The 14,874-nt window shown below is 64.1% G+C and carries 18 protein-coding genes; 10 read left to right on the top strand and 8 right to left on the bottom strand.

Features of this window, described 5'->3' with window-relative positions; genetic code table 11:
* Window positions 1–100 precede the first annotated feature (100 nt).
* The 5 genes from BMY52_RS08030 to BMY52_RS08010 all read left to right on the top strand — a co-directional run bounded on the left by BMY52_RS08030 (window position 101) and on the right by BMY52_RS08010 (window position 2,940).
* Window positions 101–337: a hypothetical protein gene (locus tag BMY52_RS08030; protein WP_090253142.1), complete on the top strand. Its 237-nt coding sequence runs from the start codon at window positions 101–103 to the stop codon at window positions 335–337.
* A 16-nt stretch (window positions 338–353) separates the two neighbouring features.
* The gene (locus BMY52_RS08025; RefSeq protein ID WP_143050448.1) at window positions 354–872 is read left to right on the top strand and encodes a hypothetical protein; all 519 of its coding nucleotides are present in this window, start codon (window positions 354–356) and stop codon (window positions 870–872) included.
* 111 nt (window positions 873–983) lie between these two features.
* Window positions 984–1,367 carry a Co2+/Mg2+ efflux protein ApaG gene (gene apaG / locus BMY52_RS08020; RefSeq protein ID WP_090253138.1) on the top strand — a complete coding sequence of 128 codons (384 nt, stop codon included), beginning with the start codon at window positions 984–986 and terminating at the stop codon, window positions 1,365–1,367.
* Between the two features lie 80 nt (window positions 1,368–1,447).
* The gene (locus tag BMY52_RS08015) at window positions 1,448–2,110 is read left to right on the top strand and encodes a class I SAM-dependent methyltransferase (protein ID WP_177169898.1); all 663 of its coding nucleotides are present in this window, start codon (window positions 1,448–1,450) and stop codon (window positions 2,108–2,110) included.
* Window positions 2,110–2,940: a symmetrical bis(5'-nucleosyl)-tetraphosphatase gene (locus BMY52_RS08010; protein WP_090253133.1), complete on the top strand. Its 831-nt coding sequence runs from the start codon at window positions 2,110–2,112 to the stop codon at window positions 2,938–2,940. The genes BMY52_RS08015 and BMY52_RS08010 overlap by 1 nt, the downstream gene beginning before the upstream one ends.
* 38 nt (window positions 2,941–2,978) lie before the next feature.
* On the opposite strand, the gene BMY52_RS08005 is transcribed toward BMY52_RS08010, so the two are convergent.
* Window positions 2,979–3,749 carry a lysophospholipid acyltransferase family protein gene (locus BMY52_RS08005; RefSeq protein ID WP_090253131.1) on the bottom strand — a complete coding sequence of 257 codons (771 nt, stop codon included), beginning with the start codon at window positions 3,747–3,749 and terminating at the stop codon, window positions 2,979–2,981.
* A 77-nt stretch (window positions 3,750–3,826) separates the two neighbouring features.
* Here BMY52_RS08005 and BMY52_RS08000 point away from each other — a divergent pair, with 77 nt between their 5' ends.
* From BMY52_RS08000 to BMY52_RS07985, 4 genes are all read left to right on the top strand, one after another.
* The gene (locus tag BMY52_RS08000; RefSeq protein ID WP_090253128.1) at window positions 3,827–4,339 is read left to right on the top strand and encodes a protease complex subunit PrcB family protein; all 513 of its coding nucleotides are present in this window, start codon (window positions 3,827–3,829) and stop codon (window positions 4,337–4,339) included.
* A gap of 629 nt (window positions 4,340–4,968) precedes the next feature.
* Window positions 4,969–5,784, top strand: a complete 816-nt coding sequence (gene lgt, locus BMY52_RS07995; protein WP_090253126.1) for a prolipoprotein diacylglyceryl transferase — start codon at window positions 4,969–4,971, stop codon at window positions 5,782–5,784.
* A gap of 6 nt (window positions 5,785–5,790) precedes the next feature.
* A complete protein-coding gene (locus tag BMY52_RS07990; RefSeq protein WP_090253123.1) occupies window positions 5,791–6,624 on the top strand; it encodes a thymidylate synthase in 834 nt (277 codons plus the stop codon).
* A gap of 10 nt (window positions 6,625–6,634) precedes the next feature.
* Window positions 6,635–7,147 (top strand): dihydrofolate reductase, encoded by a 513-nt coding sequence (locus BMY52_RS07985; RefSeq protein ID WP_090253122.1) that lies wholly within the window; start codon window positions 6,635–6,637, stop codon window positions 7,145–7,147.
* Between the two features lie 28 nt (window positions 7,148–7,175).
* On the opposite strand, the gene znuB is transcribed toward BMY52_RS07985, so the two are convergent.
* A complete protein-coding gene (gene znuB / locus BMY52_RS07980; protein ID WP_090253234.1) occupies window positions 7,176–7,988 on the bottom strand; it encodes a zinc ABC transporter permease subunit ZnuB in 813 nt (270 codons plus the stop codon).
* Window positions 7,988–8,791 carry an ATP-binding cassette domain-containing protein gene (locus BMY52_RS07975; RefSeq protein ID WP_245740697.1) on the bottom strand — a complete coding sequence of 268 codons (804 nt, stop codon included), beginning with the start codon at window positions 8,789–8,791 and terminating at the stop codon, window positions 7,988–7,990. The genes znuB and BMY52_RS07975 overlap by 1 nt, the downstream gene beginning before the upstream one ends.
* Before the next feature lie 220 nt (window positions 8,792–9,011).
* Here BMY52_RS07975 and znuA point away from each other — a divergent pair, with 220 nt between their 5' ends.
* Window positions 9,012–9,995, top strand: coding sequence for a zinc ABC transporter substrate-binding protein ZnuA (gene znuA / locus BMY52_RS07970; RefSeq protein ID WP_090253119.1), 984 nt, complete (start codon window positions 9,012–9,014; stop codon window positions 9,993–9,995).
* Window positions 9,996–10,174: 179 nt separating this feature from the next.
* On the opposite strand, the gene BMY52_RS07965 is transcribed toward znuA, so the two are convergent.
* From BMY52_RS07965 to gcvPA, 5 genes are all read right to left on the bottom strand, one after another.
* Window positions 10,175–10,678, bottom strand: a complete 504-nt coding sequence (locus BMY52_RS07965; protein ID WP_090253116.1) for a GlcG/HbpS family heme-binding protein — start codon at window positions 10,676–10,678, stop codon at window positions 10,175–10,177.
* Between the two features lie 122 nt (window positions 10,679–10,800).
* Complete coding sequence (locus BMY52_RS07960) at window positions 10,801–11,163, bottom strand: diacylglycerol kinase (RefSeq protein ID WP_090253113.1); 363 nt, start codon at window positions 11,161–11,163, stop codon at window positions 10,801–10,803.
* The gene (gene gcvPB / locus BMY52_RS07955; RefSeq protein WP_090253111.1) at window positions 11,163–12,659 is read right to left on the bottom strand and encodes an aminomethyl-transferring glycine dehydrogenase subunit GcvPB; all 1,497 of its coding nucleotides are present in this window, start codon (window positions 12,657–12,659) and stop codon (window positions 11,163–11,165) included. Before gcvPB ends, BMY52_RS07960 begins: the two co-directional genes overlap by 1 nt.
* 149 nt (window positions 12,660–12,808) lie before the next feature.
* The gene (tpx, locus tag BMY52_RS07950) at window positions 12,809–13,309 is read right to left on the bottom strand and encodes a thiol peroxidase (RefSeq protein ID WP_090253109.1); all 501 of its coding nucleotides are present in this window, start codon (window positions 13,307–13,309) and stop codon (window positions 12,809–12,811) included.
* Between the two features lie 178 nt (window positions 13,310–13,487).
* Entirely contained in the window at window positions 13,488–14,852 is a 1,365-nt protein-coding gene (gene gcvPA, locus BMY52_RS07945) for an aminomethyl-transferring glycine dehydrogenase subunit GcvPA (RefSeq protein ID WP_090253106.1), read from the bottom strand.
* Window positions 14,853–14,874: the final 22 nt, after the last annotated feature.

Raw genomic sequence — 14,874 nt, 5'->3', positions numbered from 1 at the left:
GACGCGACGCTCCAACGGCACCGCCCTGCCGGCGGACGGACTGCATGGGCGCCCTGTATCTTCTATACTTGGTAGTAAGCGACATTCTTACGAGGAGGCCATGACCGTCTCAATCACATCAAGTAACGTCTTGTCGGGCATTCAGGCTGGCATGCAGGGTCTGCGCGGTAATGCGGTCGAGATTGCCAGTGCTGCCACACTGGGCGGCCAGAGCACTCGCGGCATCGAGCAGCCACTGGTGGAGCAGCGCGTGAATGCCAATCAAGTGGAAGCTTCAGCCAAGGTTCTGCAAACGGAAAACCAGATGCTTGGCACGTTGATTGATATGAAGGTCTAGGCAAAAGGTGGAAACCATGAACGTCAATATGCCCGCATTCAACCCGGTGATGCCCGCCACCACCAATCCGGTGATGCCGACGCCCACGGATCGCCTGGGAGGTGGAGGGACCGCCGTGGAAATGGAGACCGCCCGTCCTGTCTCGGATGCTCAGGAAACCCAGCAGAGCAACCCCAATCCCGGCCAGAACGCCCCCCAGAATACCCAGGACGAAGGCAGCCAGGCAGCAGCAGCGCGGGACGATGCTGCCCTGGCCGCTGAGGCGCGCCTACAGGTGGCTCGAGAAGGCAGCGATGCCCCGCAGGGGGCTGCGGTGGATGCAGGCAGCTTGAACCCGGCGCCCGCCAACGAGGCACCTCAGGGGCAGTTGAATGAGGTCCAGACCAGCCAACAGGGCCAGGATAACCCCGCTGGTCGACCCGACAGCGAACAGGCGGCCTTGCAGCAGCGACTGGAGGACCGCCTGGAGCGGGCTGTCGACGTTGCTGCCCCTCAGGCCCAGGAGGCTCGGAGCACCCTGAACGAAGTGGTCTGACGGACACCCTCCCCGGCCGGACCCATGGCCGCCGTCCGCACACGCGGATGGCGGCTTTTTTTATGATACCTTGAGGTATCCCCCAATCCAGGCTGGAGGCATCTCCGTACCATGCCGGCAAGCAGCGAACACCCAATCCGCGTCGATGTGCAAAGCACCTATGTGGAATCCCAGTCCGACCCCATGCACGGGCGCTTTGTCTTCGCCTACACCGTGACCATCCACAACCAGGGCCCGCAGCCCGCCAAGCTTGTCAGCCGTCACTGGGTCATCCACGACTCCAACGGCAAGGTGCAGGAGGTGCGCGGCGAGGGCGTCGTGGGTGAGCAGCCCCACCTGCAACCCGGTCAGGGCTTCAAATACACCAGCGGCGCCATGATCGAGACGCCGGTAGGTACCATGCAGGGCAGTTACCGGATGATCGGAGACGATGGCGTGGAGTTTGATGCCCCCATTCCCTCCTTCACCCTGTCGGTGCCTCGCGTGCTGCACTGAGGCCCTTGACCCTGCTTTAGACAGGGGAATTCACGGGGACTACAATCGGCAAGGTCAACCCCCAACCACAGGCAATCCGTATGCGCATTCCATACACACTCTGGGCCCCTATCTACGATCGTTTTGTTGAAAAACCCACTCGCCATGCCAGACAACGCAGCCTGGAAAGGCTGGGCAATGTCGAGGGGCAATCCATCCTGATCGTCGGATTGGGTACAGGCCTGGATCTACCCCACCTACCCCAGGGGGCTGATTACCATGGCCTTGACCTGACACCCGCGATGCTGAAAAAGGCCGAGGAGCGCGCTGCTGCCCTGAACCTTTCCATCGACATGCGCCAGGGCAATGCCATGGACCTGCCTTATGAAGATGAGCGCTTCGATGTGGTGATCCTGCACACCATCCTGGCTGTGGTCCCCAAACCGCATCTGGCGCTGGCCGAGGCCTCCCGGGTGCTCAAGCCCGGCGGGCGCATCCTGGTCATGGACAAGTTCCTCAAGCCCGGCGAGAGCGCCCCCTTCCGACGCCTGGTGGGCCTGGTATCCGGCCCACTGGCCTCTCGCACCGACGTGGTCTTCGAATCCCTGATGAAAAAGCGTCAGGAACTCAAGATTCTGGAAGACAGCCCGGCCATGATGCGTGGCTGGTTCCGGCACATCACCCTGGAAAAGCCCGTTACTCAGGCGACCAGCCCCGAGCCATCAGCTGAAGCCGCCCCCACCCAGGACAACCCGGCCTCCTGATGGCGCTATATGCCATTGGCGACCTGCAGGGCTGCCTTGATCCTCTGAAACGACTCCTGGACCGGGTCTGCTTTGACCCGGCCCGGGACCGGCTGTGGCTGGTGGGCGATCTGGTCAACCGGGGGCCTGAGTCTCTGGGGTGTCTGCGCTTCGTGCGCGACCTGGGCGATGCCGCCGTCACCGTCCTGGGCAATCATGACCTGCACCTGCTGGCCATCCACGCCGGCCTGCACAAACCCCGGCGCAAGGACACCGTCCAGGCCATTCTGGACAGCCCCGATCGAGAGGAACTGATGGAGTGGCTACGGCACAGGCCCATCCTCCATCACGACGCCGCAGTGGGCTGGACCATGGTGCATGCCGGCCTGCCACCACAATGGGATCTGGAGACGGCCCTGGCCTGCGCCGATGAGTTTCACCAGGTCTTACGAGGACCGGGGCATACCCAGCTACTGCAGCGCATGTACGGCGACCAACCGGATCGCTGGGCCCCCACCCTCACCGGCTGGTCGCGGCTTAGGTTCATCACCAACAGCTTCACCCGGATGCGCTACTGCACCCGGGACGGGCGACTGGACATGAACTGCAAAGCGGCTCCGGGCCAGCATCCGCCGCACCTGATCCCCTGGCATGCCATGGAGGACCGCCGGACCCAGGATCACCGTCTGGTGGTGGGCCACTGGTCCACGCTGGGCTACCGGTTCGAGCACAACGTGCTCTCACTGGACACCGGCTGCATCTGGGGCGGCAAGATGACCCTGGCCCGCCTGGACGCCCCTGAACCGGAAATCACCCAGTGGCGTTGCCCCACGCACCAGCCCCCGGGATAACCCCATCCCAGGGGTGCCCAGGGGCTGCCTGACCTGACTCAAGAACGAGACAACGCCTCCTGCTGACCGGCTGCCACCACCTCAGCCACCCCCTGCTCGGCGGTGCGGGCCAGGGTGCGGCGATCCACATCCTCCACCGGGATCGGTGGCTTGAAGACCAGGTCCACATCCAGGTGTGGCTCCGCCAGCACGCGCCAGGTATGCGGCACCAGCGTGTCATTACCCACAAAGGGTGCCGGCGATTCGCTGCCATCATCCCGGGGGCGGTAATACAGGCCCACCGGCTGTACCGGACACCGGGCGAGCTGGGCGGCGGAGAACAGACGATAGTGGAACCTGCGCACCGACTCGCCCCGGGTCGTGGTGCCCTCCGGAAAGACATGCACACTCCCCCCCGCCTTCAGGTGGTCCGCCATCTGGTCCGTCACCTGATTTGCCGCCCCATGCTCCCCACGACGAATGAAGACCGTCCCATTGCGCTGCGCCAGCCAGCCGATCACCGGCCAATGACGCACCTCCGACTTGGAGAGGAACCCAGCGGGCACATAGGCCCCCAGCACCGGGATATCCAGCCAGGAAACGTGATTGGAGACCGACAGCACGGTCTGCGACGTTGGCTCACCCTGCACATGAATCCGCAGTCCGACAATCCAGCAGAAAATCCGATACCACAGCAGGATCGCGCGGCGAAACCGTGGTCGGGGCAAACCGGACTCATCCGGCCGCCCCAGTGCCAGGGTGATCAGCACCCCCAGCAGCACATGGGGCAGGAGCAGCAGGATGCGGTAGAGTCGTCGAATCAGTCTCATGGGCAGTGCTTCAGTGAGGGTTTATACTGAATCGTACTAAGGAGACCGGCTTCAAAGCCACTGTCCCGAGGGCAACCATGACCTACATCCGCCAGACACTGCTGCTCACCGCCTGCGTCGCCATCCTGCCCGCCCTGGGGGGCTGCCCCGGCGCCCTACCCGAGAACGCCTCCCAGGCCGCCCAGGTCCGCGTACTCGCCTCCGGCGCCCATTGCGGCCATGACGAAGCCACCCCCCGCGTCCACATCCTCCGGGATGCCACCGCCCTGCAACAGGCGCTGGACCATACCGGCTTGCGCGTCGAGAATAATGCCCGACCCGACTTCGATGATGAACGGGTGATCCTGATCCACCAGGGCCAAAAGCCCACCCTGGGCTACAGCCTGGAGCTGGCCGACAACTCGGTGCGCATCCTCAATCAGGTGGGTCGTCTACAGGTGCTGAACCGGGAGCCACCCGCGGATGCCATCGTCGCCCAGGCCCTGAGCAGCCCCTGCCTGCTCCTGGTCATGGAACGCCGCCCCATGGAGTCCCTCCAGGTCAAAGACCAACACGACACCCTGCTCGGCGAGTCCGCGCTGAAACCCTAGCGGCCCGCCCTCACCCAGGCAGAGGATCCGTAGGTGGCCGTTCGAGAACGGCCCGGTCGAAAATGCCCGACCGCCAATGGCCAAAGGGTGGGCGAGGATGTGCCCGATGCCCCGGCCGGGGAAAAGGGGACAGACCCCTTTTTTGAGCAATGGCGAAGCCCCAAAGAGGTCCGAACCTTGGCGGGGCCATGCCTCCGGGAGCGGGTGTTCGTCGCATGGATGCGACGGTCAAGCCTACAGGGACGTATTCACGGCGTCCCGCGGACGGAGGCATGGCCCCGCCAAGGTGCCCACCCCGATGTTAAAACCCCGCCTAAGAAAAAGGGGACAGACCCCTTTTCCCGAAGAAAAAGGGGACAGACCCCTTTTCCCGGGCACGGAAAAGAGAAAAAGGGGACAGACCCCTTTTTCTTAGTGGCTAAAGAGTGGGCAAGAGCGTGTCCGATGCCCCGGCCGGGCGCTTCGCGAAGCGCCCCTACGGACGAGGGAAACGGGAAAGGGGTCAACGGAAAAGGGGTCTGTCCTTTTCCCGCACACAAACGACCCCCTCGCGGCGAGGGCCGATTTATAGCCGGGCAGGATGCTGTTAAGATCTGCCTGCCCAGAGGCCAACGAAAGTCCCCCTGCCCATGTACCCCACGCATCCCTTCATCGACCCCGTGGCCATCAGCCTCGGGCCACTGGATATCCACTGGTACGGCCTGATGTATCTGGTGGGTTTTGCCGCGTTCTGGATCCTGGGACTGATCCAGGTACGTCAGCCCTGGAGTCCACTCAATGCCTCTCAGTTGAGCGACCTGCTCTTCTACGGTGTGGTCGGCGTGATCATCGGTGGCCGACTGGGCTACGTGCTCTTCTACAATCTGGAAACCTTCGCCAGCGATCCGCTGCTCCTGCTACGCCTCTGGGAGGGGGGCATGAGCTTCCATGGGGGGTTGATCGGCGTGCTCGTTGCCAGCGCCCTGTTTGCCCGTCATCTGGGGGTTTCCTTCTTCCAGCTCACTGACTTCGTGGCCCCGCTGATTCCTGTCGGCCTGGGGGCTGGACGCATCGGCAACTGGATCAATGGCGAACTCTGGGGCAAACCGGCGGAGTTGCCCTGGTCCATGATCTTTCCCGCAGTGGACATGTTGCCCCGCCACCCCTCACAGCTCTACCAGGCCGTCCTGGAGGGCGTTATCCTGTTCCTCATCCTCTGGTTCTTTGCCCGGCGCTGGCGCCCGGTGGGTGCGGTCTCGGGGCTGTTCCTGATCTTCTATGGCCTGTTCCGCTTCCTGGTGGAATTCGTGCGCGAACCCGACGCCCATCTCGGCTACCTGGCCTTTGGCTGGGTCACCATGGGCCAACTGCTCAGCCTGCCCATGATCCTGGCCGGCATCGCCATCATGGTCTGGGCCTACCGCAGCCGCAGCCAAGCCGGCACCGCCCGGAAACAGGAAAGCTGAGGCATCATGAGACCCTATCTGGACCTGCTTGAATACCTGCTGAACCACGGCACGGAAAAGACCGACCGCACCGGTACGGGTACCCGCTCCCTGTTCGGCCATCAGATGCGCTTCAACCTGGAGGAAGGCTTCCCCCTGATCACCACCAAGAAGCTGCATCTGCGATCCATCATCCATGAACTGCTGTGGTTCCTGCGCGGCGACACCCGGATCGACTACCTGCGCGAGCATGGCGTGCGTATCTGGGATGAATGGGCCACCGAAGAAGGGGATCTGGGACCCATTTACGGGGCTCAGTGGCGCGCCTGGCCCACGCCCGGCGGCCACCACGTGGATCAACTGAGTGAGGTACTGGAACAGATCCGCACCCGTCCCGATTCCCGACGCCTGATCGTCAATGCCTGGAACGTGGCCGACCTGCCGGACGAAGGTACATCCCCCCAGGACAATGCCCGGGCAAACCGCATGGCCCTGGCCCCCTGTCACTGCCTGTTCCAGTTCTACGTGGCCGATGGGCGGCTGTCCTGCCAGTTGTACCAGCGCAGCGCGGACATCTTCCTGGGGGTGCCGTTCAATATCGCCTCCTATGCGTTGCTCACCCATATGGTGGCCCAGGTCACCGGCCTCAAGCCGGGAGACTTCATCCACACCTTCGGCGATGTGCACCTGTACCTGAATCATCTGGAACAGGCGCGGGAACAACTGACCCGTGCGCCCTACCCCCGACCGCGGCTGGTGCTGAATCCGCAGGTCACCTCACTGTTCGATTTCCGCTACGAGGACATCACCCTGGACGGCTATCAGGCCCATCCCCATATCAAGGCCCCGGTCGCCATATGACGGTATCCCCATGAGTCAGCAACAGCCCATCCTCACCTGCGTGGTGGCCATGGATCGTCAACGCCTCATCGGCGCCGACAACCGCCTGCCCTGGCATCTGCCGGCAGACCTGGCCCATTTCAAGCGCCTCACCCTGGGTGGCACCCTGCTCATGGGGCGCCGCACCTGCGAATCCATCGGCCGCCCCCTGCCCCAGCGGCGCAGTATCGTGCTCAGTCGCGATCCGGGATTTCAGGCCGAGGGCTGCACGGTGGTGGGCTCAGTGGAAGAGGCCCTGGACGCCGCGGGGGACATCCCGGAGATCTTCGTCATCGGTGGTGCCCGGTTGTTCGAACAACTGCTCCCCCGATGCCAGCGTCTGCACCTGACGATCATCGATCATGCATTCGAGGGGGACACCTGGATGCCGGAGTTGGACGAGGGCTGGCAGGAGGTCTCTGGTGAGGCACACGCACCGGACGAGCGTAACGCCTGGCCGTACCGGTTCATCACCCTGGAACGCCCAGGAATGGCCGGACGCTGAGAAACCCCACCCGGGCCCGGCAAGGGGTTCAGCGACGCGCCACGACCCGCTTCAGCGCGCCCATCCCGGGCAGGGCAAAGATCACCGCGAACAGCACGGCGGCCGCTACCACGATGGAGGGGCCCGTCGGTGTATCCCATTCCAGAGACCCCCAGACCCCCCCGGCCACCGCCAGCGAGCCGATCACGGCGGCCAGCAAGGCCATCTGTTCCGGGGTGGATGACAGGCGCCGGGCCGCTGCCGCCGGGATGATCATCAAGGAGGTGATCAGCAGGATCCCCACCACCTTCATGGCCACGGCGATCACCAGGGCGATGAGCAGCATGAAGCCGATGCTCACCAGGCTCACCCGCACGCCCTCCACTCGGGCCAGGTCCTCGTGCACCGTCACCGCCAGCAGCGGGCGCCACAGCACCAGCAGCAGCATCAAGGCCACCAGGCCGCCGGCGAAGATCCACCACAGGTCATTCCAGGACACGGCCAGGATGTCACCAAAGAGATAGGCCATCAGATCGATACGCACCCCCTCCAGGAAGGAGATGGCCACCAGGCCCAGGGACAGCGCGCTGTGGGCGAGGATGCCCAGCAGGGTATCCGAGGCCAGGCGCCGCTGACGCTGCAACACGACCAGCAGCATGGCCAGGGAGACGCACAGGACGATCACCGTGAGATTCACACTGATGCCGATGATAAACCCCAGCGCCACGCCCAGCAGGGCCGAGTGGGCCAGGGTGTCACCGAAATAGGCCATGCGTCGCCAGACCATGAAGGAGCCCAGCGGGCCAGCCACCAGGGCCACGGCCAGGCCACCCAACAGGGCCCTGAGAATGAAATCGTCCATCAGCATTCCTCCCGATCCGGTGCCACGTCCTTGACCACATCACCGTGAAGATCATGACGATGGTCGTGATGATGGGTGTAGACCGCTACCCCCGGCGGGATGGAATGACCAAACAGTCGCAGATAGGCCGGATCCTGGCTCACCGCCTCGGGACGCCCGGTGCAACAAACGTGCTGATTCAGGCAGACCACCGAGTCGGCCGCCTCCATCACCAGATGCAGCTCATGGGACACCATCACCACCCCGCAGCCATAGCGATCCCGCAGGGCCGCGATCAACTGGAAGACCTCGCCCTGCCCTGAAACATCCACCCCCTGGGCGGGCTCGTCCAGTGCCAACAGATGCGGACGGCGCAGCAGCGCCCGGGCCAGGAGGATGCGCTGCATCTCGCCACCGGACACCGACTGCACCGGTTGTTCCAGCAGGTGCGACACACCGACCTCGCCCAGTACCCGGCGAAGCTCATCCCGGGGCGCACGCCCACCCAGTGCCAGAAAACGCTGTACGGTGATGGGCATGACCTCATCCACCACGATGCGCTGAGGCATGTAGCCGATGCGCAGCCCCGGACGACGCAGCAACCGGCCCTCGGTGGGTGCCTGCAGACCCAGCAGGATACGCAGCAGTGTGGTCTTGCCGGCGCCATTGGGTCCGATGATGGTAGTGATCCGCCCGGGCTCCACGGTCATATCCACATCCCGCAGGATGCGCCGCCCACTCAGTTCCAGACCGATCCCCCGGGCTTCCAGGAGGCGGCCTTGCAGGCCGTCGGTTGGCTGGGGTTTCTTCAAGAATTCAAACACTGGATGAAATCCGGTTTTCTGGTGAATCGTTATAGTATATCGTCTTCACTGTAGACGAAGAGGACCGAAGCCCCCGCCACCGGGCGGCCGGGGAGAAAAGGGGTCTGTCCCCTTTTCTTGGTTACATCCCTGTAGGCTTGGCAGCCGCTCCCGAAGAAACGGCCACGACGAGGTTCGGATACACCCGGGTTTCGCCTGAAAAAAGACAAGAGGAATCCACATGAAACTGTCACGCCTGACGATCTCTGCTGTCCTCGGTGCCCTGTTGATCGGGCCGGTCACGGCCTCTGCCGCCCCCCAGGTGGTGGTGAGCATCCCGCCCATCCATAACCTGGTGAGTGGCGTGATGGATGGCGTCGGGGAACCCACCCTGCTGGTGCCGGCGGGCGTCTCGCCGCACAGCTACAGCATGCGCCCATCGGATCGGCGACACATGCAATCCGCCGATGTCCTCGTCTGGGTCGGGCCCCACCTGGAAACCTTCCTGGAGCGCCCGATCGCGACCCTGCCAGAGTCGGTCCGAAAAGTCACCCTGCTCAAGGACGCGGATCTGACCGTGCACTCAGGCCGAGAGGGGGGCGTCTGGGAAGCCCATCGCCATGATCATGGTGAAGACCATGCCCACGGCGACGACGGCCATCAGGATCATGGGCACGCGGAGGATGATCACGCCCATGGACACGAGATGGATGCGCACATCTGGCTGAGCCCCGACAATGGCGCTGCCATCGTGCGTCACATGGCCACGGTACTGGCAGAGTCGGACCCGGACAATGCCGGGCGCTACGAGGCGAATCGGGATCGCATGCTGTCGCGCCTGGAGGCCCTGGACGACCAACTGAAGGCACAGCTGGCCCCGGTACGGGAGCAACCCTTCGTCGTCTTTCACGATGCCTACCAGTATTTCGAGAAACACTACGGCCTGACGCCTGCCGGCTCCATCACGGTGGACCCTTCCCGCAGCCCCGGTGCCCAGCGCGTATCGGCGCTTCGGGAACGCATCCAGGGATCGGATGCCATCTGCGTGCTCACGGAACCCCAATTCCGCCCGGCCATCGTGGAAACCCTGACCGAGGGGACCGGTGCACGGGTTGGAATCCTGGACCCCATCGGTGCAAAGCTGCCGCCGGGCGAGGAAAGCTACTATCAACTACTGGAGAATCTGGCCGACAGTCTCACGGACTGCCTGGGCCACGGCCAGTAGTCATGGACGGTAGCAGGCATTCGCAAGCCCCGGGAACCCTGGGCACGGGGCCAGAACCCGGGCAGCGGGCCTGACCGCGAAAGGGAGGCACACGAAGACACCGCCGTTCGCGGCCAAGGGCCGCTCCCACAATGACCCTGCTTTCGGGGAACCCTGCGGGAACCTCGCTCAGTGAAGCCTTACTGCATCATCTCCAGATCCATCTGCACGGCGTCGATGCCGGCGCGGGCGCAGGCCTCATCGGTCTCACCCGAAGGTGCCCCGCTGACGCCCACTCCGCCGATGATGCGGCCTGCAGCATGGATGGGCAGTCCGCCGGCAGAGAACACCAGGCCGTCCACCTTGCCCACCTGGAAGGGCTTGGTGAAACGATCCTCCATCCCGGAAAGGGGTCCATTGAAGGACATGGCGGTGTAGGCCTTTTGCTGACTGATGGCCAGGGTGATATCCATGGCCAGGGTATCCCGCAGGACCACCTGCGTGTTGCCGCCACGGTCCACCACGGTCACCGCCACATTCACCCCCTCCTCGCGACAGGCCTCCAGGGTGGCCCGGGCCAGATCGTAGGCCGTATCCAGAGTCATCACCTTGATATTCAGGGCGGGGGATTCCTGAGCCTGGGCGACGGACCCCATGCCCAGGGCGAGCGTGGCGGTGGCAAGGGCTGCCGAGAGACGTTTCATGGTGTTCTCCTCTGTGTGGTGATCAAACGGGCACCGATACGTCGCCGGCGCCTTCACATGCCTCACAGAGTGTAGACCGGAAGTTGCGCCTGAGAAAGATCAATATCCCCGGCACACCAGCATCAGCCCCACAACACCAACATCCAGACCACCACCGCATGGGCGATGGCCAGAAAGACCGCCGCCGAGCCCATGTCCTTGGCCCGGGCCGAGAGTGGATGAAGCTCTTCGCCAATACGATCGATGGCGGCCTCCACGCTGCTGTTGAGCAACTCGACGATGAGCACCAGCAACAAAGACCCCAGCAGCAACGCCCGCTCCAGACCGGTGTCCCCCAGCCACAGGGCCAGGGGCACCAGGATCAGCATGGCCATCAGTTCCTGGCGAAAGGCCGCCTCATGCTTGAAGGTGCTGCTCAGGCCTTTCCAGGAATAACCGGCGGCCTTGATAATGCGGGTCAGGCCCCGGTGACCACTGTATGCCATCAGCCCACCGACGCCTCGCGTATTGAACCCGACCAGGCCACGTCCAGCTCCTTGGCCGCACGCACTTCGTCGAACCGACGATTGGGCTGGGTATAAGGCGCACCCTTCACCGTATCCGGATCGTTGCGTGCCTCATCCAGGATCTGGCCCATGGCCTCCACGAAGGCATCCAGGGTTTCCTTGCTCTCCGTCTCCGTGGGCTCCAGCAGCAGGCACTCGGGTACCAGCAGCGGGAAGTAGGTGGTGGGCGCATGGAAACCGTAGTCCAGCAGGCGCTTGGCCACATCCATGGCCGTGACCCCATTCTCCTTGGCCTGGCGGCGCAGGGTGACGATGAACTCGTGGGTGGCGCGGCGATTCGGGAAGGCCAGGTCGAAACCCTTCGCCTTCAGACGGGCCATCACGTAGTTGGCGTTCAGGGTGGAGAAGTCCGCCACCCGCGGCATCCCCTCCCGACCCAGCAAGCGCATGTACACATAGGCCCGCAGCAGCACACCGGCGTTACCGGCAAAGGCGGACAGGCGACCGATGCTCTCGGGCAGGTCCTTGTCCGTCAACCAGCGGTAGGCATCCCCCTGCTTGTCCACCACCGGCACCGGCACGAAGGGACGCAGGCGCTCGCTCACGCCCACGGCCCCGGCACCTGGACCGCCGCCCCCATGGGGTGTGGAGAACGTCTTGTGCAGGTTCATATGGATGACGTCAAAGCCCATATCGCCAGGACGCACCTTGCCCAGGATGGCATTGAGGTTGGCGCCGTCGTAGTACAGCAGGCCGCCGGCGTCATGGACCACCTCGGCGATCTCCTTGATGCGCCGCTCGAACACACCCACAGTGGAGGGATTGGTGAGCATGATGCCCGCAGTGGTGGGCCCCACTGCCTCTTTCAGCGCCTCCATGTTCACATCCCCATCGGCATCAGTGGGGATCTCCCGTACCGTGTAGCCACACATGGTGGCCGTGGCCGGGTTAGTGCCATGGGCGGCGTCGGGGACGATGATCTCCGTGCGCGCCTCATCGCCCCGGGACCGGTGATAGGCACGAATCATGGCCACGCCGGCGAATTCGCCCTGCGCCCCCGCCATGGGGGTGAGCGACACCCGCTTCATCCCGGTCACGTCCATGAGCATCTCCTGCAACTCATACATGCAGGCCATGAATCCCTGACTCGCCTGATCCGGGGCATAGGGGTGACGACGCAGGAAGCCCGGCAGCATGGCCAGGGTGTTGCTGGCCCGCGGGTTGTACTTCATGGTGCACGAGCCCAGCGGATAAAAATGGGTGTCGATGGAGAAATTCTTCTGCGACAGCCGCGTGTAATGACGCACCACATCCAGTTCCGAGACCTCGGGCAAAGGCACCCGGCTGCCCCGCCGGAAGCGCTCGGGCACGGCCGGCGCGGCGGGTGCGGCCAAGGGCGCCTGGCTGGTGGCCCGACGCCCGGGACGGGAGAGTTCAAAGATCAACATACCTTGCTCCTGGGTCTGGAAAATCATGTTCGGTACAGGGGGCGGGGATGGCAATGTGCCCACCGCTCCCCCTCATCCCCGGCCCTTCTTCCCTCAGGGGAGAAGGGAGTACAACCGTCTGGCCCCTCTCCCCCCCAGGGGAGAGGGGTTGGGGTGAGGGGCGGGCGGCGGCCCACTCACCCAAGGGCGGAGTAAGCCTTGTCATAATCCGGCTCCTGGGCAATCTCAGGGACCAGCTCCGTGTGGACAATGGTGTCCTTCTCATCCAGCACCAGCAGCGCCCTGGCCGTGATCCCGGCCAGGGGACCATCCACGATGAGCACGCCATAATCCTTGCCGAAATTCCGTGACCGCATCATGGATAGGGTCTTCACCCGCTCCACATTTTCGCTGCCGCAGAACCGCCCCTGAGCGAAAGGCAAATCAGCCGATACGGTGAGGATCACCACATCGTCACGCCCCGCCACCCACTCGTCGAACTTCTTTGCCGACAGGGCACAGACAGGAGTATCCAGGCTGGGGACGATGGACAGGATCTTCTTCTTGCCGTTGAAGTCGGCGAGACTGACGTCGTTCAGATCCTTGTCCACCAGGGTAAACGCCGGTGCCTTGCTGCCCACTTCGGGCAGGTCACCGCTGGTGTGGATGGGATTGCCCTGCAGAGTGATCTTGGCCATGGAGAATCTCCTCCGGTTTTGGTCCGCATCGAGGGTTCATGCCCCCGGTCTGTGTTACCCATCCACCCGATCCCGGGCAATGCCCGGCGCCGTAGCGGGAAGGCAACGGTCAACCCAGGCTCAACGGCCGGGCTCATTGGTTGGGCAATCCCAGCCCGAGCCCGGTTCAGTGAGCCCGCTATCTGACGGATGACACCGCCGTTTCCAGCGCCTCCACATAGGCATCCAGGTCTGCCTCTGTCTTGGTCTCGGTCACGCACAGCAGCAAGACATCCTTGAGATCCGGGTCGTCCCGGCCCAGGGGATATCCCCCCAGCACACCTTCGTCAGCCATGCGCTGCATCACCTGTTCGGCATCGGCGCCCAAACGGATGGCGGCCTCATGGAAACGCTCCCCGGAAAAGGCCACCTCGAAGCCCTTGGCCTTGAGTTTTTCCACCAGGGCGGCGGTGTTGTTCATGCAGGTGCCGGCCACCCGTTCCAGGCCTTCCGGCCCCAGCAGGGCCATGTGGATGGTGGCGGCCGTCACCACCAGCCCCTGGTTGGTGCAGATATTCGACGTGGCCTTGGAGCGGCGGATGTGCTGCTCCCGGGCCTGCAGGGTGAGCACGAAGCCCTCACGACCATCCGCGTCCTGCGTACGGCCCACGACGCGTCCCGGCATCTGACGCACATGCTCCTTGCGGCAGCACATGAAGCCGAAGTACGGCCCACCGGAAGACAGCGGGGCCCCCAGGGGCTGACCCTCACCCACCACCATGTCGGCACCCTTGGCACCCCATTCACCGGGGGCCTTGAGCAGTGCCAGGGAGACGGGGTTGACCACACCGATGGCTTGCGCACCGTTGGCATGAGCCCAGTCGGTGAGTGCGTCCACCTCTTCCATCACGCCAAAGAAGTTGGGCTGCGGGATCACCAGGGCCGTCACATCCCCCCCCTCAAAGCCCGATAGAGAGGCCACATCCACCCGACCGGACGCCCGATCGAAAGGCACTTCCACCAGGTCGATCCCCTGACTGCCCACGATGCTCCGCGTCACCGCACGATAGGCCGGATGCACGCTGGTGGGCATGAGCACCTTGCGGGCCTTGGACTTGCGGTTGGCGCGCACCGCCATGAGCACCGCCTCGGCCAGGGCCGAAGCCCCGTCATACAAGGAGGCGTTGGACATGGGCAGCCCGGTGAGCCGACTCATCATGGTCTGGTATTCATAGATGAGTTGCAGGGTCCCCTGGCTGGCCTCGGCCTGGTAGGGGGTGTAGGCACTGTAGAACTCGCCACGGGTGGCAATCTGCCACACGGCCGCCGGGATATGGTGCTCATAGGCACCCGCGCCGATGAAGTTCAGGCAGGTGGCATCCTCGCCGGCACGGGCCTCCATCAGCCGGGTGACCTCCATTTCACTCATCGCCGGCGGCACGCCCCGGAGGCCGTCCACGCGCAGGGCGGAAGGGATTTCGTCGAACAGGGCTTCGACGCTATCGGCGCCAATGGCGTCGAGCATCTCGCGCACATCAGATTCAGTATGGGGAATGAAGGGCATGGCTTCTCGGGGGTCTCCGGGC

Source organism: Ectothiorhodospira marina (assembly GCF_900109495.1).
GTDB lineage: Bacteria > Pseudomonadota > Gammaproteobacteria > Ectothiorhodospirales > Ectothiorhodospiraceae > Ectothiorhodospira > Ectothiorhodospira marina.
The sequence above is the reverse complement of the archived record's forward strand: the minus strand, read 5'-3'. Positions and strand labels throughout refer to the sequence as shown.